This window comes from Helicobacter cynogastricus, assembly GCF_900197855.1.
In the GTDB taxonomy this organism is placed as follows: domain Bacteria; phylum Campylobacterota; class Campylobacteria; order Campylobacterales; family Helicobacteraceae; genus Helicobacter; species Helicobacter cynogastricus.
Genome location: NZ_FZMQ01000005.1, coordinates 276,247 through 297,010, shown reverse-complemented (window position 1 = coordinate 297,010; position 20,764 = coordinate 276,247). Strand labels below are relative to the sequence as shown.

Annotated in this window: 17 protein-coding genes; 2 read left to right on the top strand and 15 right to left on the bottom strand. The window is 45.5% G+C overall.

What is annotated here, in order from left to right:
- Window positions 1-2 precede the first annotated feature (2 nt).
- Window positions 3-1,076: an undecaprenyldiphospho-muramoylpentapeptide beta-N-acetylglucosaminyltransferase gene (gene murG, locus C6H00_RS02780; protein ID WP_104749506.1), complete on the top strand. Its 1,074-nt coding sequence runs from the start codon at window positions 3-5 to the stop codon at window positions 1,074-1,076.
- On the opposite strand, the gene C6H00_RS02775 is transcribed toward murG, so the two are convergent.
- Together C6H00_RS02775 and C6H00_RS02770 are read right to left on the bottom strand one after the other, a co-directional pair.
- Window positions 1,067-1,342 (bottom strand): competence protein ComB, encoded by a 276-nt coding sequence (locus C6H00_RS02775; protein WP_104749505.1) that lies wholly within the window; start codon window positions 1,340-1,342, stop codon window positions 1,067-1,069. The genes murG and C6H00_RS02775 overlap by 10 nt on opposite strands.
- A complete protein-coding gene (locus C6H00_RS02770; protein WP_324728445.1) occupies window positions 1,342-1,596 on the bottom strand; it encodes a TrbC/VirB2 family protein in 255 nt (84 codons plus the stop codon). The genes C6H00_RS02775 and C6H00_RS02770 overlap by 1 nt, the downstream gene beginning before the upstream one ends.
- A 176-nt stretch (window positions 1,597-1,772) precedes the next feature.
- Here C6H00_RS02770 and C6H00_RS02765 point away from each other — a divergent pair, with 176 nt between their 5' ends.
- Entirely contained in the window at window positions 1,773-3,008 is a 1,236-nt protein-coding gene (locus C6H00_RS02765; protein ID WP_233704378.1) for a glycosyltransferase family 4 protein, read from the top strand.
- Window positions 3,009-3,059: 51 nt separating this feature from the next.
- Here C6H00_RS02765 and murI read toward each other — a convergent pair whose 3' ends face one another.
- From murI to murJ, 13 genes are all read right to left on the bottom strand, one after another.
- Complete coding sequence (gene murI, locus C6H00_RS02760; RefSeq protein ID WP_104749503.1) at window positions 3,060-3,821, bottom strand: glutamate racemase; 762 nt, start codon at window positions 3,819-3,821, stop codon at window positions 3,060-3,062.
- Entirely contained in the window at window positions 3,821-5,122 is a 1,302-nt protein-coding gene (gene rho, locus C6H00_RS02755) for a transcription termination factor Rho (RefSeq protein WP_013469104.1), read from the bottom strand. The genes murI and rho overlap by 1 nt, the downstream gene beginning before the upstream one ends.
- A gap of 157 nt (window positions 5,123-5,279) precedes the next feature.
- On the bottom strand, window positions 5,280-7,328 hold the full coding sequence (locus C6H00_RS09060) for a methyl-accepting chemotaxis protein (protein WP_324728357.1): 2,049 nt from the start codon (window positions 7,326-7,328) through the stop codon (window positions 5,280-5,282).
- 85 nt (window positions 7,329-7,413) lie between these two features.
- A complete protein-coding gene (locus C6H00_RS02745; RefSeq protein WP_104749501.1) occupies window positions 7,414-11,052 on the bottom strand; it encodes a phosphoribosylformylglycinamidine synthase in 3,639 nt (1,212 codons plus the stop codon).
- A complete protein-coding gene (gene purD, locus C6H00_RS02740; protein WP_104749500.1) occupies window positions 11,049-12,287 on the bottom strand; it encodes a phosphoribosylamine--glycine ligase in 1,239 nt (412 codons plus the stop codon). Before purD ends, C6H00_RS02745 begins: the two co-directional genes overlap by 4 nt.
- A gap of 8 nt (window positions 12,288-12,295) precedes the next feature.
- A complete protein-coding gene (locus C6H00_RS02735; protein ID WP_104749499.1) occupies window positions 12,296-13,453 on the bottom strand; it encodes a phosphoribosylaminoimidazolecarboxamide formyltransferase in 1,158 nt (385 codons plus the stop codon).
- Entirely contained in the window at window positions 13,453-14,157 is a 705-nt protein-coding gene (locus tag C6H00_RS02730; protein ID WP_104749498.1) for an IMP cyclohydrolase, read from the bottom strand. Before C6H00_RS02730 ends, C6H00_RS02735 begins: the two co-directional genes overlap by 1 nt.
- Window positions 14,145-15,167, bottom strand: a complete 1,023-nt coding sequence (gene purM, locus C6H00_RS02725; RefSeq protein ID WP_104749497.1) for a phosphoribosylformylglycinamidine cyclo-ligase — start codon at window positions 15,165-15,167, stop codon at window positions 14,145-14,147. Before purM ends, C6H00_RS02730 begins: the two co-directional genes overlap by 13 nt.
- 9 nt (window positions 15,168-15,176) lie before the next feature.
- Complete coding sequence (gene purF, locus C6H00_RS02720) at window positions 15,177-16,580, bottom strand: amidophosphoribosyltransferase (RefSeq protein ID WP_104749496.1); 1,404 nt, start codon at window positions 16,578-16,580, stop codon at window positions 15,177-15,179.
- 2 nt (window positions 16,581-16,582) lie between these two features.
- Window positions 16,583-17,299, bottom strand: a complete 717-nt coding sequence (gene purC, locus C6H00_RS02715; RefSeq protein WP_104749495.1) for a phosphoribosylaminoimidazolesuccinocarboxamide synthase — start codon at window positions 17,297-17,299, stop codon at window positions 16,583-16,585.
- Entirely contained in the window at window positions 17,296-17,796 is a 501-nt protein-coding gene (purE, locus tag C6H00_RS02710; protein WP_104749494.1) for a 5-(carboxyamino)imidazole ribonucleotide mutase, read from the bottom strand. The genes purC and purE overlap by 4 nt, the downstream gene beginning before the upstream one ends.
- 8 nt (window positions 17,797-17,804) lie before the next feature.
- Window positions 17,805-19,229, bottom strand: coding sequence for a cysteine--tRNA ligase (gene cysS / locus C6H00_RS02705; protein ID WP_104749493.1), 1,425 nt, complete (start codon window positions 19,227-19,229; stop codon window positions 17,805-17,807).
- Between the two features lie 8 nt (window positions 19,230-19,237).
- Entirely contained in the window at window positions 19,238-20,665 is a 1,428-nt protein-coding gene (gene murJ, locus C6H00_RS02700; protein WP_104749740.1) for a murein biosynthesis integral membrane protein MurJ, read from the bottom strand.
- Window positions 20,666-20,764 lie beyond the last annotated feature (99 nt).

Here is a 20,764-nt window from a genome sequence, read left to right as displayed (position 1 = left end):
CCGTGTTTGCCATTACAGGCGGAGGAACAGGAGGGCATCTATGCATTGCCAAAGCTCTAGCTCAAGAGCTTAAGAGTCGCAATCAGGAATTGATCTATATTGGGAGCACTACTGGTCAAGATCGTAGTTGGTTTGAAGATAGTCCCTTGTTTATAGAACGCTACTTTTTAGAGAGTAGCGGAGTGGTTAACAAAAACTTTCTAAGAAAAATCCCCGCTCTTTGGGCGCAACTCAAGGGGGCTAAGGTGGCTCTAGGTTTATTGAAAAAACACCGCGTACAAGCTCTCATTAGCGTAGGAGGATTTAGCGCAGGGCCGGGGAGTTTGGCTAGTATCTTTTCAAATACATCCTTTTACATCCATGAGCAAAACGCCATTCAAGGCGCGCTCAATAAATACACCACTCCTTATGCCAAACGCGTTTTTGGTAGTTTTGAAAATAAGGGGGCAGGGAAGAAATTTTATAAGACTCCCTACCCTGTGCAGGAAGTTTTTTTTGAAAAAGCTCGTATCCGCAACCAAGTGGACACTATCTTGTTTTTGGGAGGTTCACAGGGGGCAAGTGCAATTAACGAATTTGCACTCTTATGCGCTAGAGATTTACTTCAAAAAGGTTTAAAAATTATCCACCAGTGTGGCAAACTCCATTACGATCGTATCGCTGATCTCTACAAGGGTTTGGGTATTTTGGACATGATAGATCTTTTTGCCTTTGATTTAAACCTAGTGGAAAAGATGAGACAAGCCGATATTTGCGTGAGCCGAGCGGGGGCTAGCAGTGTGTGGGAGCTTTGTGCTAATAATTTACCAACCATGTTTGTTCCTTATACCCACGCTGCCAATAACCACCAGTATTTTAACGCCCTAGAATTTGAACAAGAAGGTTTGGCCAAGATTGTCTTCCAACATGCTCTGCACCCCTCTAAGCTTTTTGACTTTATCGAATGGTTGCAAACTCCCAAAACACGGGGGCTTTATATCTCTGAGGTGAGCTCAAAACTTAGAGAAAAAATCACCAGTGATGGCGCGCGTGTGATTGTCGATCGCATTTTAGAAGATTTGAGTACTCAGGCGTAAAAATCGTCTCCGGGGGTTTTGATCTGAGAATACGCGATCAAAATATCCGCAATATCCTCATCAAAAAATTCTAAGATACTAAAGAATGTTAAAAACCATCCATAAAGAAGCAGGCTGTAGAGAATACCCAGCCATGGCAAGAGTACAAAGGGGATAAAGATCGCTAGAATCCAAGATTTGGCGTTTAACCAAAGGAATTTATCTTTTGTGGAAATTTCCTTGAGATTGGGTACAGAAACTACCACTACAGGATAGCCAAAGCCCATTAAAACAATTCCATAAACCAAGATGCCAAAGCAGGGGCTTTAAAAAAGAGCATGATGCCTAGCACCACGCCCAAAATTGTAAAGAAAATTTCACGCCAACGATCCAGATTGCGCCACACATAAAAAGCGATGCCAATGAAAATTAACATCAAAATACCCTTAGCCGTGTTACTCTTTAATTGCGCTTCAATGGCACTAAAAAAACCTTCTGCTCCCTGCGCATACAGGCTACAGACCCCCAGCCCCCAGAACATCCACAAACGCTTCATTTTTTACCTTTTTAAATGCGGATTCTAGCACATTTATAGAAATATAAAAAAGCATGCACATGTGGCGACAAATTGTAAATTAAAACAGGCTATTCAGCTAATCTTTGGTTGCCATGCACTAGAATAGAGGGGTTTGCATTTTTCACGGGTGAGGGTTTTTCTTGAAAAAAATTGTTTTTCATGCTTCTATTCTTAAGGGGGATTTAACCGGTCTTGGGTTTTATGCCTTGACTTTTATCCAAGCTTTAGAGGAGCATTTCAAGGATAAAAATGTTAGCATTACGATTTATGCTAATGGTAAATTTTATGACAATCTCCAAGAATATCAAACTTTAACCTCCCTACCCACACCTGTTGCCCAACCTCCTACATCCTTTGCCCATTCTCTTAAGATAAGAGTGCGTAGGGTTTTGCTTAAAATGATAAAAATGATTTTAAGCGAACATTTTTATTTGGCCTTAAAAAAGCGCCTGTTGCCTTTGTTACAAAAATTAAAAAGAATGCTCCAAAGCAGAGCGAACAGGAGCGAACAGGAGCGAACAGAGATTTTTGATCTCTATATCGAGCCTTCCTATGAAATTGCTGTTTTGAATGCCAAAAAAACACTTGGCTGTATCCACGATTTACCCCTGTGCGATGAAAAAGCTTGGCGTATCAGCGAAAGTTTGAAAGCATTTTTAATAGAGCAAGTATTGCCCAAAATGGCTACTTTTACAGAAACCATTTGTTTTAGCGAATATACCAAGACAGATATTTTAAAGACTTTTGGTTTCTCTCAAGAACGCGTACATGTAATTTATCATGGTCTTAGAAAATACCGTGAAAATCGCATAGAAGCGTTACCTCCTCATTTTGGAGATTTTATTTTGGTAGTAGGAGCTAGAGCTAGAAGGCGCAATGTGCGGGGCTTGATTGATGCCTTTAAACTTCTGCCTGCACCTCTACAACATCGCTTTAAGGTGATGATCACCGGTGCACCAAATGATCTTAGTCAGGATGATGAAGCGTATTTCAAGCAGAACTTCATTGTCGATCTAGGTTATGTAACAGATGCGCTTTTGCAAACCCTGTATACACATGCCCATTTGCTTTGGTGGGGCAGTTTTGCAGAAGGATTTGGCTTGCCTATGGTAGAAGCGATGCAAGCTCAATGTGTGGTATTGGCAAGCAATGTTTCTTGCATGCCTGAAATTTTAGGCGATGCAGGGATTTATTGTAATCCCTATGATGTTACAGACATTGCTAAGCAACTAGAGATTGCTCTCACGGACGAAACACTTAGACGACAATGTGTTCAAAAAGGTCTAGAACGGGTAAAAAAATTCGATTTCCAAGAGAGTATGCGCAAACATATAGAAATTGTAGAGCGGATGTTGGAGGACAAATCAACGCCCTAGAGTTCCAAGCTCTATTTGTCTTTCTTATTGATTGTTGATACGACGGAAGTCTTACCCCAACTCCAGCCACGCCTGGGCTTGGGTTTCAAGGGTGTTGACATCACCGCTGGCAAAAAAGCGCGCTTGGGGAGGATGCTTAAGAGGGGTAAGGTGGTAACTCTCCATCAAATAGTGCACAATGGCATCTCCAGAATGCACCAAAGCGCAAGGGTGTTTGAAACGCCCTTGAAAATAATCCTGCAAATGGGGGGCGATCAAGGGAAAATGCGTGCAGCCCAAAATGAGTACTGCTGGGGCGTTCTGAATAGGCTCAAAGTAATGGCGCATACATGCGTGCAATAATTCCCCCTCTAGCACCCCCTCTTCAATTAAGGGCACGAAAAGCCCAGTGGCTAGGCTCTGTACCTGAGTATACCCATGTGCGTGAAGTTGCTGGGCGTATTGGTTTGAAGCGATGGTAGCGCGTGTGCCTAGCACCAAAATAGGGGTGTGCTTGTTGGGAAATTGTTGGATGGTGGCTAAAATGCCTGCCTCAATCACGCCCACAATGGGAATGTTAGAATGCGCGCGCATGGTCTCTAAAGCTAATGCGCTCACGGTGTTACACGCCACTAATAACATTTCAATCTGGTAGGGTCTGAAAAACTCCAAAGCCTCTAGGGCGAAACGCTCAATAGTGGCTTTATCCTTAGGGCCATAGGGCACGCGCGCGGTGTCGCCATAGTAGATAATCTCTGCAAATAAACGCCCTTGCAATATGCTTTTAAGCACACTCAAGCCCCCCACCCCGCTATCAAAAATCCCTACACGCACTAAGAGCCCTGATTCATCAAATCCAAAAACTCGGCGTTGTCCTTTGTGGTTTGCATCTTAGAATAGATGAAATTGAGAGCTTCTACATCGTCCATTTGTTGCATCACATTGCGCAATACCCAAACTTTAGTCAGCTTGTCCTTACCTAACAAAATATTATCCTTGCGCGTGCCAGACTTGAGCACATCAAAGGCGGGGTAAATGCGCCGATCGGAAATACTTCTAGCTAATACAATCTCGCTATTACCCGTGCCTTTAAATTCCTCAAAGATCACCTCGTCCATACGCGATCCCGTTTCAATGAGAGCAGTCGCGATGATACTCAAACTCCCCCCCTCTTCAATATTGCGCGCTGCACCAAAAAAACGCTTGGGTCGGTGCAGAGCGTGCGCATCCACCCCTCCGCTTAAGACTTTTCCACTAGAGGGGGTGATCGCATTGTAAGCGCGCGCTAAACGCGTGATCGAATCTAGTAAAATCACCACATCCTTACCCATTTCTACGCGCCTTTTAGCCCGCTCTAGCACCAACTCGGCGATACGCACATGGTTGTGCGAGGGCAGATCAAAGGTGGAGCTAAAGACTTGGGCGCGCACGCTTCTTTGCATGTCTGTAACTTCTTCGGGACGCTCATCCACGAGTAGAATAATGAGCTCCATTTCCGGGTGGTTAGCCGTAATGCCGTGTGCAAGCTCTTTCATAAGTTCTGTTTTACCCGTGCGGGGCGGAGCGACAATGAGGGCGCGCTGTCCCTTGCCAATAGGACTAAAGAGATCGAGCATGCGCCCGGTTACTTTAGTGGGTTCGTATTCTAGTTTGATCTGCTCGGTTGGGAAGAGTGGAGTTAAGTTGTCAAAGAGAGGGCGATTGCGGATTTCATCTAAAGGGAGGTAATTCACCGCCTCAATTTTGAGCAAAGCGTAGTATTTTTCTTGATCTTTGGGGGCGCGCACTTGACCGGTTACGATATCTCCATTGCGCAGAGCAAAGCGTTTGATTTGGGAGTGGCTGACATAAGTATCGTTTTGGTTATCTGAAAAACTCCCATCCATCCCCCTTAAAAAACCATAACCCTCATTAGACATCTCCAAAATACCCGTAAAGAGGATATAACCCCCTTGAGAAACCTGATTTTTGAGAATTTCAAACATCAAATCTTGGCGTTTATATTCTTGAGGGTTTTCGACTTTGAGTTCGTTGGCAATTGCTAAGAGTTTTTCGGTGGGTTTTGCGCGTAATTCTTCGATGCGGTATCCACTCACAGGGGTATGAGTCCTTTGTTTATGTTGCTCGTGAGCCATTAAAATCCTTAAAGGGCGGATGAGGTCAAACCAAACCTACGCTGATATTTTAAAAATTTAGGGAAGCGATTAAAAAGCTCACTCTAACATAGCTAAAATTACAAATGGCTTATATGGGGGCTTCCTAGAGAAGTGCGAGCAAACGTGCATACAAATTTTAAAATTTCTTGCGCTCTACATCCTTTAAAATCTCTTCAGAAATGCGGTTGATGTCTTGAGAAGCTCCCAAAGAGTCGCGTGCAATAGCAATATTACTTTGAGTATCCCGCTTAAATTCTTCTAAAGATTGGTTGATCAACTCCACTTCCTCAGTCTGATTTTGAATACTTGCTGAAGTGTCTGAGATACTTTGCACCAAAACATTAATATTGGTTTCAATCTCACTCAGAGATTTTTGAGTACGCTCGGCAAGTTTACGCACTTCATCAGCCACCACGGCAAAACCGCGTCCATGTTCGCCTGCGCGTGCCGCTTCAATGGCTGCATTCAAGGCCAATAAATTGGTTTGATCGGCGATGTCGCGGATAATCTCCACGATATTTTTAATATCCTGTCCTTGTTGGATCATCCCCTCACTCTTGTGTGCCACCTCTGTAATACCATTGGTGATTCCTGCAATACTCCCAATGGTTTTATTTAGGCTGTTATTTTGATTGTTAGCAATTTCATTAAGGCGATCTACACAACTATTGAGCACCCCCACCTTGCTATCCAATTCTTTAGCAAATTCTGCAGAAGTGCCAAGCATGCGTCTAGTCTCACGAGCCAATCCATCTAACACCACTTCAATGTGCCCACTAGCATTAGCAATCCCTTCCCTAAAGTCATATTGTGCGTAGCGTTCAAAAGCTTCATTAATGGTTTTCATATGCAGCCCAACATTTTTTTGCATATACAAAATAATGTTGTTGATATTCTTTTTGAGCTCTATCAAAGAGGGGTTACTAGGTTCTGCATTGATTGTTTGGCTAAAGTCCCCCATCTCAACTTTAGAGGCCACATCGATGCTGTTTTGTACCGCTTTTTCATCCTGTAAAAGCGTTTTTTGTGTCCGCAGAATATTTTCATTGATGGCACTTTGGATTTTTCCTAAATCATCCGTACTTGTGGCAGGGATGAGTTTAATTTGATCTGGCGAGACCTCATGGCGTAAAATCTTAAAAAAATTCTCTAAATTCCTAGATACATGGCCAATTCTCTTACTCATCAATACATACAACAACCAATAAATAATGCCAATCACCACTGCTAAACCGACCGCCCCTGCAACGCGCACCGTCAGTTTAATAGAATCAATATCACGGAATACTCTTTTTTCACTGCGCACTCCCACCACAGCCCAATGAAACTTATTAGGATTATCTCTAAAAATGCTAAAAGAAAAAATAGAGCCGTAAGACGTCTCGTGGGTTACATTAGAATAGATTTGAAGGACCTTTTTTTCACCTTTTTGCACGAAAGGAAGACCTCGCTTGCTAAAGTCCGGATTGATTTCCGACCATAGATGCCCACGCCACTTTTTATCCCCATGCACTATGAGTAAAGTACCATCTTCGGCCACAAGGTTGAATTTTGTATCTCCCACTCCATAAGATTTAAGCACATAATCAAAGCGATCGATATTGATAAAGGCGAGGATCGCCCCTCTAAAAACTCCTTTGTCATCACTAAGAGGGTAGCCAATATCTACACCATAGACAATGCTTCCATCTAGCATTTTGCGAAAATAAGGTTTTCCTAAGACCAAAGTAGAAGATTTTTTACTAGCAAGATAGAGAGGATGATGATAGAGTTCTGGGGCTGGAGCAATCTCCACTTTTCCAGAACCCGTAAGACTATTTGAATTTTCGTTTTTTTGAACAATTTGATCAAAGATAAAGGCGTTTTTGTGATCGCCTTCCATCGCAACAGAGAGTGCGGAAATGGTGCGCGTATAGTAGAGATACTCACTCAAAATAGCTTTATCAAAATCAATATCTGAGGAATCCTTTAACAAAGCTGCTCTTAAAATATGTAAACGCACCAATGAGCGCGTGATGCTATCTTGCACTCCTTGCCCGGCATTGCGCGTTTGGGCTTGTAAACGACTAAGGGCCTCTTCTTCTAAGAGTCGTTCTACTTTAAAGGAGATGATATAACTCAAGACAATAACAAGCACCACTAAGACCGACCCGATAACCAAGGCCATTTTGTTCCGCAAAGCCATGTTTTTAAACATCATTTTTCCTTTTTTCGATCAAGACTTAGTGTAACAAAACAATGTTGACATTCCCAAAAAATGTACGCGATTCTTATCCAAAATACTCCACCGCGCCCTTGAAAATGTCCATTTCAAAATTCCCCGGAATATTCTTATAAAGCAGATGTTTAAAACGCTCTGTATGCCCCATTTTCCCAAAAACACGCCCACAAGCAGATGTGATCCCCTCGATATTGCACAGCGAACCATTAGGATTAGACTCTGCGCTCATTTCCCCCTCTAAGCTGACATACTGGGTAGCGATTTGATTTTGACTAGCTAATTTTGTGAGGGTTGGCAAGGGAGCATAAAAACGCCCCTCCCCATGCGAGATGGGCAGGGCATAAATCTCTCCAACTTGGGTATGAAAGAGCCATGGCGAAGCGTTAGAGAGGACTTTTACATAAGCAATCTTAGATCGGTGGGTTAAAAGGGTATTGTGTAAAAGAATGGGGTCTTGGGGGCCAAGAGGTCGAATTTCCCCATAGGGCAATAAGCCCAATCTTAGCAAGGCTTGAAAGCCATTACAAATCCCTCCAATGAGTCCATCTTGTTTATTTAGCAATTGCATGATCGCCTCTTGCAAGCGCGGGCTAGAAAAAAAAGCTTGAATCATCTTGCCCGCCCCGCTAGGCTCATCTCCCCCCGAAAATCCCCCGGGAATAAAGAGAATTTGACTACTAGATAGAGCTTTTTGCATGTGCACAAGCGACTCGCTTAAATGTTCAGGGGTGAGATTAGTAATCACCAGAGTTTGCACTAATGCGCCCGCCTGTTTAAAAGCGCGCTCTGTATCTTGTTCGCAGTTAGTGCCCGGAAATACCGGAATAAGCACTCTAGGTTTGGCGATCTTAAGCTTAGAGGCTAATAGAGGAGATGGAGTTGGGGAGGGGAGAGGGGGGTTTTTGGGCGCAACAACATGGCTAGGATACAAAGATTCTAGGGGGCTTTCAAAAAGTTTTAATAACTCCTCTAATTTTAAACTCTGCGATCCTCTTTGTAAACTTGGATCACTCATTGTTTTGCCCAATATCACCCCAAAATCAAGCGCATGCGCGCTCTCTACAACAAAATTCCCATAACCGGGCGCAAACAGAGTTTCTAAATCAATCGCAGGCTCTAGATTCACCCCAATGCGATTACCCAAAGACATTTTAACCAGCGCGTCTGCTACTCCACCTCTGCCTAGAGCATAGGCAGCAAGAATATGCCCTTTTAAAATATGGGTGTGGATGCGCTCAAAAATGCCCTCAAAATCATAGGGAAGTCCATAAGAATCTAGGGGGGCTTGGATGAGATAAATAAAATGACCGGGGGCTTTAAACTCAGCCGAGATTAGATGTGTCGCCTCTTGAGCGCAGAAGGCAAAAGAGATAAAAGAGGGGGGGACACTCAAATCCTCAAAACTCCCACTCATCGAATCCTTGCCCCCTATGCAAGGAATTTGGAGTCTGTGCTGGGCTAAAAAAGCTCCAAGCAACACCCCAAAGGGTTTTCCCCATTTGAGCGCGTCTGTGCCCAAACTCTCAAAATATTCTTGAAAACTCAAATAAATCTCTTCAAAGCGCGCCCCGCAGGCAATCAGCTTACACACCGACTCTACAACAGCACAATACCCCCCCCTCGTGGGGTCTTGGGCGCAAAGATAGGGGTCAAACCCAAAGGCGGCTAAAGAACAGGTTGAGGTGTGCTCAAAAGGGATGAGGTGCGCCATTGCTTGGATGGGTGTGGCTTGGTACTTGCCTCCTAAGGGCATAAAGATTGTATTGCTTCCAATGGTGGAGTCAAATCTCTCTACTAAGCCCCTTTGCGAGCAAAAATTAAGGTCTGTAGCTAATTGCTTTAAATCCAAAAGAAAATCATAGGCGCGTTTTGGAGAGGGCATGGGTTTGCCAAGATAAGCGTTAGCGTGGCGTTTTGCCCCTTGGCTGTGCAACAGGCTCATAGGGATATTAGCCACAATCTGATCTTCAAACACCATCTCTAAAGAACCACTAGTGGTGATAGTAGCCACTGGCGCGCTTAAAAGATTTTCTAAGGCGCATAACTCCTCAAAGAGGGGCAAATCTTTAGGATCAATGAGCATCGCCATTCTTTCTTGCGACTCGCTTAAAGCCAAATCAAAGGCACTTAGTCCCGTGTATTTGGTAGGCAGTGCGCTTAAATCAATGCGTATTCCACTTGAGCTAAGTTCACCCAGCGCGACACTCACCCCCCCAGCTCCCAAATCATTACACCGCTTGATTAAAGTAGAAAATTTAGGGTTTTGCATCAATCTTTGCAGTTTACGCTCTTGCGGGGCATCTCCTTTTTGCACCTGTGCTCCGCAAATCTCTATAGAATGCGCGCTGTGCGCTTGAGAAGAGCCACTAGCCCCCCCTAAGCCATCGCGCCCCGTGCACCCCCCCACTAAAAGTACAATATCCCCGGGCGCAGGCGTTAAAGAGCGCACATTCTCTTGAGGGGCTGCCCCTAGCACCGCCCCTAATTCTAAATGTTTAGCCTTGTAACCCTCATGATAAATCTCTGCAACCAAACCCGTAGCCACTCCGATTTGATTTCCATAAGCACTAAAACCCTCAGAAGCCCCCAGCGCGATTTTTCTTTGGGGGAGTTTGCCCGCTCTAGTTTGAGTAATGGGCTCAAGAGGGTTAGCACAGCCTGAGATACGAATCCCAGCATAAACTACCCCGCGTGCGGACAAGGGATCGCGAATCGCCCCCCCAATGCAAGTAGATGCCCCCCCGTAAGGTTCGATCTCTGTAGGGTGGTTGTGGGTTTCATTTTTGAAAAAAAGATAATAAGGTTTTTTGCCCGTGGGGGTGTTAAGCTCAATGGCTAGAGTGCAGGCGTTGTTCTCCTCGCTTTGCACCCACGATGTGGCTTTGCCCTGTTTTTTTAAGGACGCGCCCATAAGAGTGGAGAGGTCCATAAGGCTAATGGGCTTGTGCGCCCTGATCTCTTGATGTAGTGCGTAGTAGAGATCGTAAATTTCTTGGCTCAAGGGATCGTCTGTGCTAAAGGCAATTTGCGTAAAAAATGTGCCATGCCGACAATGATCCGACCAAAAGGTGTCTAAAATTTTAAGTTCTAGGGCATTTAGGTGTGGCAGGTGTTCTTGAATGAGGCGTAAATCCTCAGGGCGTAAAGAGAGTTGGTGTTGGGCAATCAGGGGGCTAAAATCTGTAAGGGTAGAAAAATCCTTTAGAGTGGTGCAAAAGGGCTTATCTAAAAGCGTGCGCGCTTTTTGCAGAGGGAGGGAGATGGCGTGGTTTTCTAAAGGATTTTGCAAGTAATCTAAAATCTTGACTTGGTGCTGGTGGGTGAGCTGACCATAGAGTTTATAGATAGTAGCGCATTCAACATCAATTTTTGGGGTTTCTGGGTAGAGCATTTGCAAGCACTGCAAGGCTGCATGGCTTCTTGGATCAAACTGCCCCTTGAGGGTTTGGAGGGCAAAATGCCCCGCACAATCTGATAGGTCTAGCTCCGCGCTACAAATTTCTGTCTGTGGGGTGCAAAAGAGCATTTGGGCGCGCTCAAGCTGTTCTTCTGTCAAACCCTCTAGCAAATACGCCTGCACACAAATAATTTTTTCAAGCGTGGGAATGGCTAAAATATCCTTGAGTGTGGCGCACAGATCGCGCTCTAAAAAATCAAACCCCTCTTTTTTGCGCACATAAACAATCATGGAAGTCCCGCCCCGATGTCTTGGCGATAATGCGCGGGGTTAAAATCAATTTGTAAAAGGCGTTGGTAGCTCTCTTTGCGGGCTTCTTGCAGGCTGGGCGCGACACTTGTAACACTGCACACCCGCCCCCCAGCATTGACTAATTGATCGCCCACCTGCTTAACCCCAGCAAAACAAATATCTAGGTTGGGGGGGTAGTTAATGGGGTGTCCTGTTTGAAAGATTTTTGGGTAACCCTGAGAAGCCAAGACCACACAGCAAGAGGAAAGGGGGGCAAAATTCACCTCTTGCTTGGCTAGGGTTTGGGTAGAGCAGGCTTGCATGATCTCTAATAGATCGCTTTGGAGGAGGGGGAGCAAAGTTTGAGTTTCTGGATCGCCAAAACGGCAATTATATTCGAGCACCTTAACCCCTTTGGGCGTGAGGATGAGCCCAAAATACAAACACCCCCTAAAATGCAGATTTTCCTCTTGGATTCCTCTAAGAGTGGGGATTAAGATTTTCTCCTCACACTCTTTAGCAATTTGAGCGCTCCAGTAAGGATTGGGCGCGATGCAACCCATCCCCCCCGTGTTCAAACCTCGATCCCCATCTAAAGCGCGTTTATAATCCATCGCTGGGGGCATGGCTTTGAGTGTCAAACCATCACAAAAGGTGAGCAAAGAAGCCTCAGGTCCTTGCAAAAACTCCTCAATCACAACCCTTTTTCCACTCTCCCCAAAAACGCCCTCTTGCATCATCGCCTCTAAACTCTCTTGCGCCTCTTTGGCATTGTGGGCGATGATCACACCCTTGCCAAAGGCGAGCCCATCAGCTTTGATCACGCAGGGAAACTCCACTTTTTCTAAATGTTTCAGGGCTTCCTGCAAGCAATCAAAGCTATCATAGTGCGCTGTAGGAATGTGGTGTCTTTGCATAAAGTCTTTGGCAAAAATCTTACTCCCCTCCAAACGCGCCCCGCTTTTTCTAGGTCCAAAGCAGGCAAAACCTGCCTCCTCAAGCACATCGACTAAGCCATCTACAAGAGGATTATCTGGAGATACAATGATGAAATCTAGAGCTTCTTGTTGGGCAAAGTTTAAAATCCCTTGCTGATCGTCTACGCTAATGGGGACACAGCTAGCCTCACGCATTCCGGCATTGCCCGGAAGCATAAAAATTTGGCGATTGGGGGCTAAGATTTTTTTTAAAATCGCATGTTCGCGCCCTCCACTTCCAATAATGGCAATTTTCACAAGTTCTCCTAGTGGTGGAATAAGCGGACATGGGTGAGTGCCATGACCATATCAAGCCCGTTGCAGGCTTGAATCACTTGCAAATCCTGTTTGCTCCCTCCGCTTTGAGCAATGTAGCGCACCCCGCTTTTGTGCGCGCGCAAAATGCTATCACTAAAGGGGAAAAAGGCATCACTGCCCAAACTCACCCCGCTCACACGCCCCAAATAATGCGCTTTTTCTTGTGCGCTTAAGGGGGGCACAGGGTGTTTTAAAAGACTTAAATCCTCATCACTTAAACCATGTGTGAGGTAAGCATAGATGAGATTATCCTTAGTGGGGCGATTTAAACCCTCTATAAAGGGCAAATCTAGCACCTTGGGGTGGACACGCAAATGCCATAAATCCGCCTTATCAGCAGCGATCTTGGTGCAATGGATACGGGATTGTTGCCCCGCTCCTACGCCAATCACCTGCCCCTTGTAAGCTAAACAAATCGAATTAGACTGAGTGTATTTGAGGGTGATCAAGGCTAAGATCAAATCCTCTTGGGCTTGCTTGGGGAGGGCTTTATTGTGCGTGGGGATGTCCTTGAGTAGATCAGGGGTGATTGTTAAAGAGTTGCGCTGTTGCTCAAAGGTGATCCCAAAGACATCGCGCCTCTCTAGCTTTGGGGGGGTGTAATTAGGATCGATTTGCAAGATCACATACTGCCCCCCTTTTTTACGCTTGAGAATTTCAAGAGCCTCAGGGGCAAAGGCGGGGGCGATGATTCCATCTGAAACCTCTTGGGCTAGCAATTTGGCACAAGCCACATCGCATGAATCACTCAGAGCGACAAAATCCCCAAAAGAGCTTAAGCGATCCGCTCCTCTTGCGCGCGCGTAAGCAGAGGCGATGGGGGAGTCTTGGCATTCTGCAAGATTTTCTAAAAAATAGGCTTGGAGGCGTTGCTTTTCTAGGGGCTGGGCTAGCGCGGCTGAGGTGGGGCTGAGGTGCTTAAAAGAAGTGGCTGCAGGGCGCTTAGTCGCCTCTTGGAGTTCTTTAACAAGCTGATAAGCATTGAGCGCGTCTAAAAAGTTGATGTAGCTAGGTGTGCCATTGAGAATGCTAAAAGGGAGATTGCTTGATAGAATTTTAGCTTGGGCTTGGTGGGGGTTAAAGCCGTATTTGAGGGAGAGAGACATTAGCAATCCTTGCTGTATTTATTGTAAATGTGGGTTTTAACTTGTTGGGTGTCTAGGTGCACAGATTGCACGCACAGCGCGATTTTATATTCCAAATCTAAGCTTTCCCAAAGGGTGTTACCCAGCTCCTCAAGAGTAGAGGGGAGCACAATAGGCCTAGGTTCGCCCTCAAAGGAGGGTAGAGGGTTAGTATCATGATTATAAGTGTGCAGGAAATGCCCCACACCGCTCGCACTCTCATAGTTAAAAAGAAATCGTGCACAAGTCCCCTGTATATTTTTGACTAAACCTAGTTGGTAGCTAAAATTTTGGGGTTGCAAGTGGATCAGTGCGCTGATCCTAGGGGTAAAATGGGGGGGGTCGGGTTCAAAACTCTGTTGGTTTAGGGCGTGTTGAAAATCCTGCCCTGAAAGCAAAGACTGCTGTAATATCTGGGTTTGGCTCCCATTAGTGATGATGACATGGTTATTTTGGTGCACGATGGGAGGATAAAAGATCAAAGAGGGGTCGGCGACACTTTGAGGGTCTACAAAGGCAATTTGTAAATTTTTGCCCTCTAGGCTAAAAAAGCGGTTTTGGCTCTGCGCACTGCGTCCCATTAAAAAATAAGCCAAAAACACATGAGGACTCTTGGGGGCTCTGCCCACAATGATCCCACGCCCAAAATAGCGTTGTTGTTGCAGAGTTTCACTTAAGAGTCGCATAGCTCTACTCCTCTGCCTTCTTGCACTTCTCCAATTTTATAAGCCTCTTGATCGCACGCTCTTAAGAGCTCTAGGGCTTCTTGAGCATGCACAGCGGGCAAGATAGCCACCATTCCAATCCCCATATTAAAGACATGAAACATCTCCTCTTGTGCTATGCCCCCCTCTTGGGCTAGAAAGTCAAAGATGGGCGGGGTTACAAAAGTGTTTTTAACAATCTTAGCTTGCAAGCCTGCAGGCAGAGCGCGCGGGACATTCTCATAAAACCCCCCACCCGTGATATGGGCTAGGGATTTGATGGGAAGGTGCTCTAAAAGCTTTAAGATCGCTTTGACATAGATTTTTGTTGGGGTTAAGAGGATTTGAGCAAGGTTTTGCCCTGCAAGGGTGTAGGTGGAGGGATCAATAGAGCGATCTTGTAAAATCTTGCGCACCAAAGAAAAACCATTAGAATGCAAACCACTAGAAGCTAGTCCAATGATGGCATCACCTGCGCGCACATTTTCCACATTAAGAAGTTTGCTTTGATCGACTATCCCCACGCAAAAGCCAGCTAGATCGTATTCTTTGGGCGCATAAAAGCCGGGCATCTCGGCAGTCTCTCCGCCCAACAACTCACAACCTGCCTCGATGCAACCTTGCGCCATGCCAGCGACAATGCGCTCTACCTTGCTAGGCTCATTTTGGGCCAAAGCGATGTAATCTAAAAAGAAAAGAGGTTTAGCCCCAAGACAAATCACATCATTCACACACATCGCCACGCAGTCCACCCCCACACTCTCATGCCCTCCAAAGGCAAAAGCTAGCTTTAATTTAGTGCCCACGCCATCAGCCCCGCTCACTAACATAGGTTGGCTAAACCCCTCCAAATTGAGCGCAAAAAGCCCCCCAAATCCCCCTAGAGTGTTGGACTCTTGAATACGGGTGCGCGCGATGTGCTTTTGGATGCGCTCTACAGACTCATAGCCCGCCTGAACATCCACCCCGGCATTTTTATAATGGCTGTGCATCAAAATCCTTTAAATATGAGTTGGCGCGCTGAGGCGGATTTGCTCGCTAGGAATGGGGGTAGGATATCCGCCCCCAAAACATGCCGCACAAAACCCTAACCCCTCAAGCATGTAAGCAATCCCCTCTAAGGGCAAATAGACTAGAGAATCCACGCCTAAAATTTGGGCAATCTGTTCGGTGGAATGCTTGCAGGCGATGAGGTGTTCTTCAGAATCGATGTCTGTGCCATAAAAACAGGGGTGGATAAAGGGGGGGGAGCTAATGCGCATGTGAATTTCTTTTACGCCCACATTGCGTAGTAGCGTAGCGATACGCTTGGTGGTGTTACCCCGCACAATCGAATCATCAACCAGCACGATCCGCTTGCCTTTTAAATTAGGAATAATGGGGTTGAGTTTGAGGCGTAACTTTTCCTCGCGCTCTGCTTGGGGGGTGATAAAAGTCCGACTGATGTAGCGATTTTTAATAAAACCTACAGCATAAGGAATGCCCGAAGCCTCCGCATAACCCAAAGCTGCATCGATCCCTGAATCGGGCACGCCCACGACAATGTCAGCCTCTACCGGGTGGATTTTGGCTAAATATGCCCCTGCCCTCAAGCGGGCTAAGTGCACACTCTTGCCCTCAAGCACCGAATCCCCCCTAGCAAAGTAAATATACTCAAAAGAGCAGATTTTGGAAGTCGCCTTTTGAGGGATATGACTTGTTTGAATCCCCTCGAGCGAGAAGCTCACCATCTCTCCGGGTGCGATGTCTTTGAGCGCAGTCGCCCCTAGCGCGTCTAAAGCGCAACTCTCAGAAGCCACGACTGCGATTCCCCCAGCGGTTTTGCCATAACAAAGGGGGCGGAAACCAAAGGGGTCGCGCAGGGCGATAAGTTTACTAGGCGACATAATCACTAAAGAATATGCCCCTTGAAGATGGGGGGTTGCAGCTTGGATCGCCTCTTCTAAACTAGAAGTTTTAAGTCTGTTTTTGGCGATGAGATAAGCGATGACTTCAGTATCACTAGAGGTATGAAAAATATAGCCTTGTAACTCCAACTCACGGCGCAACTCCAAAGAGTTAACCAAATTTCCATTATGCACAACGGCTAAAGGCTCTTTGATGTGATTAATAAGAATAGGCTGGGCGTTGGTGCGGTTATTAGGTCCTGTGGTGCAATAGCGCACATGCCCTATGCCAATCTCCCCAGCTCCCAATTTTTCTAGGATTTGTGGCTTAAAGACATCCCCTACAAGCCCGGTATTTTTGTAATAAGTGAAGTGTCCTTTAGAAGAGATAGCGATTCCACAGCCCTCCTGCCCTCTGTGTTGCAAGGCACACAGCGCGCTAAAACACAGGGGGGCTAAGTGCGCGCTCTGTGGGGAAAATGCGCCAAAAACCCCGCATTCCTCTCTAATGCTACGCATGCCTACCCTTGAGAGATTTTATTTAAAATCATCTCATAGGCTTCACACACTCCGCCTAAATCTTCTCTGAAACGATCTTTGTCTAACTTCTCTCCGCTTTGAGCATGCCAAAAGCGACAAGTGTCCGGAGAAACCTCATCGCCTAAAATAATCGTGCCCTGCGCGTCCTTACCAAATTCGAGTTTAAAATCTACAAGAATGATGTCTAGCTTTTGAAAATATGCCTCTAAGAGGGCGTTGATTTTAAGGGCTAAAGTCTTGATAGTGGCGCATTCCTCAGAGGTAGCCAAACCCAAAACGCGCGCATGATCGTCATTAATAAAGGGATCACCTAATGCGTCTTTCTTGTAGCAGAACTCTACAAGTGGGGGCGTAAAGAGCGTGCCTTCCTCAAATCTTAGGCGTTTACAGATTGACCCGGCCGCGCGGTTACGCACGATCACCTCTAGGAGAAACATTTTTAAGGGTTTAACCAAAGTTTGAGTAGGGTTTATCTCTTGAATCAAATGGGTTGAAATCCCATGATCGTTAAGATAACTCATCAGCGTGTTGCTAATGCGGTTATTCAAACGCCCCTTACCCTGCAGAGTGGCTTTTTTAGTCCCGTTAAAAGCGGTGGCTTCGTCCTTATACTCTACAATATAGTGTTGTGGATTGTCTGTGCTGTAAACTTTTTTAGCCTTGCCCTCATAGAGAAGATGTTGTATGTTCGTATTCATAGATTCCTGCTGTATTTAAGATGGATATTTTGGTCTTCTTTAAGAATTTGCATCGCTTGTTGCTGGCGCTTTTGGGCGAGCTGATCTTGGAGTTTGGGGGATTTTAGAGCTAAAATTTCTATGGCCAAGAGTGCGGCGTTCTCTGCGGCGTTGATTCCCACACACGCCACAGGAATGCCTGCGGGCATTTGCACACTGGAGAGCAAAGAATCTAGCCCTTGTAAATCATTCCCACGCATAGGAATAGCGATTGTGGGCAGAGTGCTCAAAGAGGCGATCACCCCGGCTAAGTGCGCAGCCTTGCCCGCTGCAGCGATCAAAACCCCAAAGCCACTATCGCGCGCTTGCAAAGCAAAAGCTTTGAGAGCCTCAGGAGTGCGGTGGGCTGAAAAAATATGCGCCTCAAAGGAAATTTCAAATTCCTCTAAAATCCCAAAAGCTTTTTGGACAATTTCTAAATCACTCTTGCTGCCCATAATAACAGCGACTTTTTGCATAAAACCTCCTATAAGCGTTCCCAAAGGGTTTGTTGGGGGGTGTCCATAAGTAAAATCCCTTGATGGGCTAGATCTTCACGGATGCGATCGGCTAGGGCAAAATCCTTAGCCTTTTTGGCTTCCAGACGGCGTGCGATTTGCTCTTCAATATGGGCTAGCAGAGTGGCATCCACACCTAATTGAAAATAGGCAATGGGGTCTTTGCCTCCCAAACCTAGCAGGGCATTCACATAGGCAAGATCTTCTAAGATCGCACAAGCCACAGAAGCGCGGGTTTGTTTAGTGGCTTGATCAAGAATCTCATTGCACGCATGGACATGTTCTTCTAACACGCTTAAAGCCTTAGAGATGTTAAGATCGTCTTGGAGGGCTTGTAAAAATGCGCGTTGAAAATTTGGATTAGGGCTTGGGGGTGGAGTTTGCAGGGCGCACTCTAGGGCGCGTTTTTTAAGGCGATAAATCTTATCAAGGCGTTTTTTGCTAGCTAGCAAATCTTCTTCATTAAAATGCAAGATCGCTCGGTAGTGGATTCCTAAAAGATAATTGCGCACAATCTCCCCATCATAGATTTTTAGCGCGTCTTTGACATAAAAACTATTACCTAAACTCTTGCTCATCTTCTCCCCGGAGATATTTACAAAGCCATTGTGCATCCAATACTTGGCCAACTCTTGAGAAAAGGCGCAACGGGTTTGGCAGGCCTCATTTTCATGGTGGGGGAAGAAGAGATCGCTCCCTCCGGCATGAATATCAATCTGATAAGCTTGATCGCGGTAAGCCATGTTAGCAAAAATCATGCTAGAGCACTCCAAATGCCACCCGGGCCGACCCCTACCAAAAGGGCTTTCATAACCTATATCGCTTTCCCCCTTATAAGATTTCCACAGGGCAAAATCTTGGGGGTGGCGTTTTAAAGGATTGTCCTCTAAGCGACTCACATCAGCTTCATTATAGATATGTCCACTCAAAGAGCCATAAGCTTGATCTTTATGGGTGTCTAAATAAATATCATGGCCTATTTGGTAGGCATGCCCCTTGTCTAAGAGTTGTTGGATGATATTAAACATCGCTTCTAGGTGGGTGGTTGCTTTGGGTTCTAGGTGGGGTTTTTGCACGCCTAAAGCCTGCATGTCGGCTGTATAGCTCTCCATATAGCGCGCGCTCAAAGCAGAAGTGCTAACTCCCTCTTGAGCAGCTTTAGCAATGATTTTATCATCAATGTCTGTAAAGTTTTTGACCATCTCTACAGCATACCCGCTCTGCTCTAAGGTGCGTCTGAGCAGATCAAAGGCGATCGCACTGCGCGCATGCCCTAAGTGAGCATGATCGTAAACCGTGGGACCACAGATATAAATTTTCACATCATGACCCACAAGGGGTTCTAAAAGCTGTTTTTGCTTTGTCTTGCTATCATAAATATAAACGGCCTGCATATGCGCCCTTAACTTAGATATTGGAATAAATAAAACGCCTTTAAGCACCATAAGAAAAGATAGAGGATAGTTGCCTCTAAACTTAAGAGTGCTACCAACCCCACCCCTTTTTTAACCTCGATCATGCCCAAAAAGCGCTTAAATCCAAAAGCCTTAAGATTTAAAAAGCAGAGCATGCAACCCGTCAAACTACTAGCTAGAGCTAATCCGCTTGCTCTAAGAGGTCCCATACACACAAGAGCAGCCACAAAGCCAAAGATCAAAGAATAAAGAGAGATTTTAGCCGCTTTGAGTTGTTGCCCTTGTGCATAAAGCCAAAGAGAAAAGATTTTAGACAGACCAAAGGGCAAAAGCCCCACAAGATACATTCTAAACACCCCAGCACTCTCTAGCACATCTTGAGCTCCAAAACGCCCCCGCTCAAAAAGTAAAGAGATGATCTCTTCACTGAGCACCACCCCGCCCAAACTAGAGGCAAGCAAGGTAAAACTTAAGAAATAAAAGGCATTTTGCATGTGCGTGAATGCCTCTTGAGATTTGCCATTTTTGAGGGCTTTAGCGATGGTGGGAAAAAGAGCAGTAGAAATGGCGATTGCAAAGAGGGCTAGGGGAAGTTGAAAAATGCGATTGGCATAATAGAGATAAGAAATACTGCCCGCGCTCAAAAAAGAGGCGAGCAGGGTGTCCAAAAAGGCGGAGAGTTGGCTTGCTGAATTGCCCAGCACGCTAGGGAAGAATTTTTTAAAGAAATCCTTGAGTTCTATTTTCAAAGAATCTTTGCGCTTAAAGCCGAATCTAAGCCCTAGATAAAAAAGTCTCGCATAGCCCAAAGAATATAGAGGGTAAAAGTGCGCCAACACCTGCGCTACCCCCCCCAAAAGCACGCCATAACTCAAATAATAAACCACTTCCAAAGAAGCTTTATCTTTAGCTAGACAGAGCGCGGTAATCATGCCCGCGTTGAGCAAGATTGTATGATACGCGCTCACAAAGAAGCTATTTTTATATTGCAAGAGTGCGCTAAAAAAGGTACTTAAGAACACTAAGAGTAGATACCAAAAATTTAAAGCCACGATGTCTTGAGCTAAAGCGATGGTGTGGGCATCAAAACCATAGGCGAGCAATTTAGTAAAAAAGGGGGCGTAAAAATGCACTATCACGCTTAAACACAGCAGGCAAAGGCTAAAGATAGCTAACACACTCAAACTAAAAGCGGCTTTGTGGCGGCTATGGATAAAGGCGGGTAAGAAACTCTGACTAAATGCCCCCTCTGCAAAAATGCGTCTAAAGAGATTAGGAAATTTGAAAGCCACAAAGAAAATATCGCTATAGACCCCACTCCCCAAAATAGACGCGCTCAAAAGGTCGCGCACAAACCCGGCCACCCTAGAGCAAAGAATTCCCGAGCTATTGGTTAAAAAGAATCTCTTGAGCAAAAACACCCCTGCACACAAAGAGTCCATTTTACCCTAAAAAAGATAAAACACGCCCTTAAGCACAAGCACGCTAAAATAGAAAGCTTATAGAAACAAAGA

Coding starts and splice junctions, on each gene's coding strand:
- C6H00_RS02775 (WP_104749505.1), bottom strand. CDS start 1,342: ATGGGCTTTGGCTATCCTGTAGTGGTAGTTTCTGTACCCAATCTCAAG.
- C6H00_RS02770 (WP_324728445.1), bottom strand. CDS start 1,596: ATGTTCTGGGGGCTGGGGGTCTGTAGCCTGTATGCGCAGGGAGCAGAA.
- rho (WP_013469104.1), bottom strand. CDS start 5,122: ATGGCTCACGAGCAACATAAACAAAGGACTCATACCCCTGTGAGTGGA.
- C6H00_RS09060 (WP_324728357.1), bottom strand. CDS start 7,328: ATGGCTTTGCGGAACAAAATGGCCTTGGTTATCGGGTCGGTCTTAGTG.
- C6H00_RS02745 (WP_104749501.1), bottom strand. CDS start 11,052: ATGATTGTTTATGTGCGCAAAAAAGAGGGGTTTGATTTTTTAGAGCGC.
- C6H00_RS02735 (WP_104749499.1), bottom strand. CDS start 13,453: ATGTCTCTCTCCCTCAAATACGGCTTTAACCCCCACCAAGCCCAAGCT.
- C6H00_RS02730 (WP_104749498.1), bottom strand. CDS start 14,157: ATGCGACTCTTAAGTGAAACTCTGCAACAACAACGCTATTTTGGGCGT.
- purM (WP_104749497.1), bottom strand. CDS start 15,167: ATGCACAGCCATTATAAAAATGCCGGGGTGGATGTTCAGGCGGGCTAT.
- purF (WP_104749496.1), bottom strand. CDS start 16,580: ATGCGTAGCATTAGAGAGGAATGCGGGGTTTTTGGCGCATTTTCCCCA.
- purC (WP_104749495.1), bottom strand. CDS start 17,299: ATGAATACGAACATACAACATCTTCTCTATGAGGGCAAGGCTAAAAAA.
- purE (WP_104749494.1), bottom strand. CDS start 17,796: ATGCAAAAAGTCGCTGTTATTATGGGCAGCAAGAGTGATTTAGAAATT.
- cysS (WP_104749493.1), bottom strand. CDS start 19,229: ATGCAGGCCGTTTATATTTATGATAGCAAGACAAAGCAAAAACAGCTT.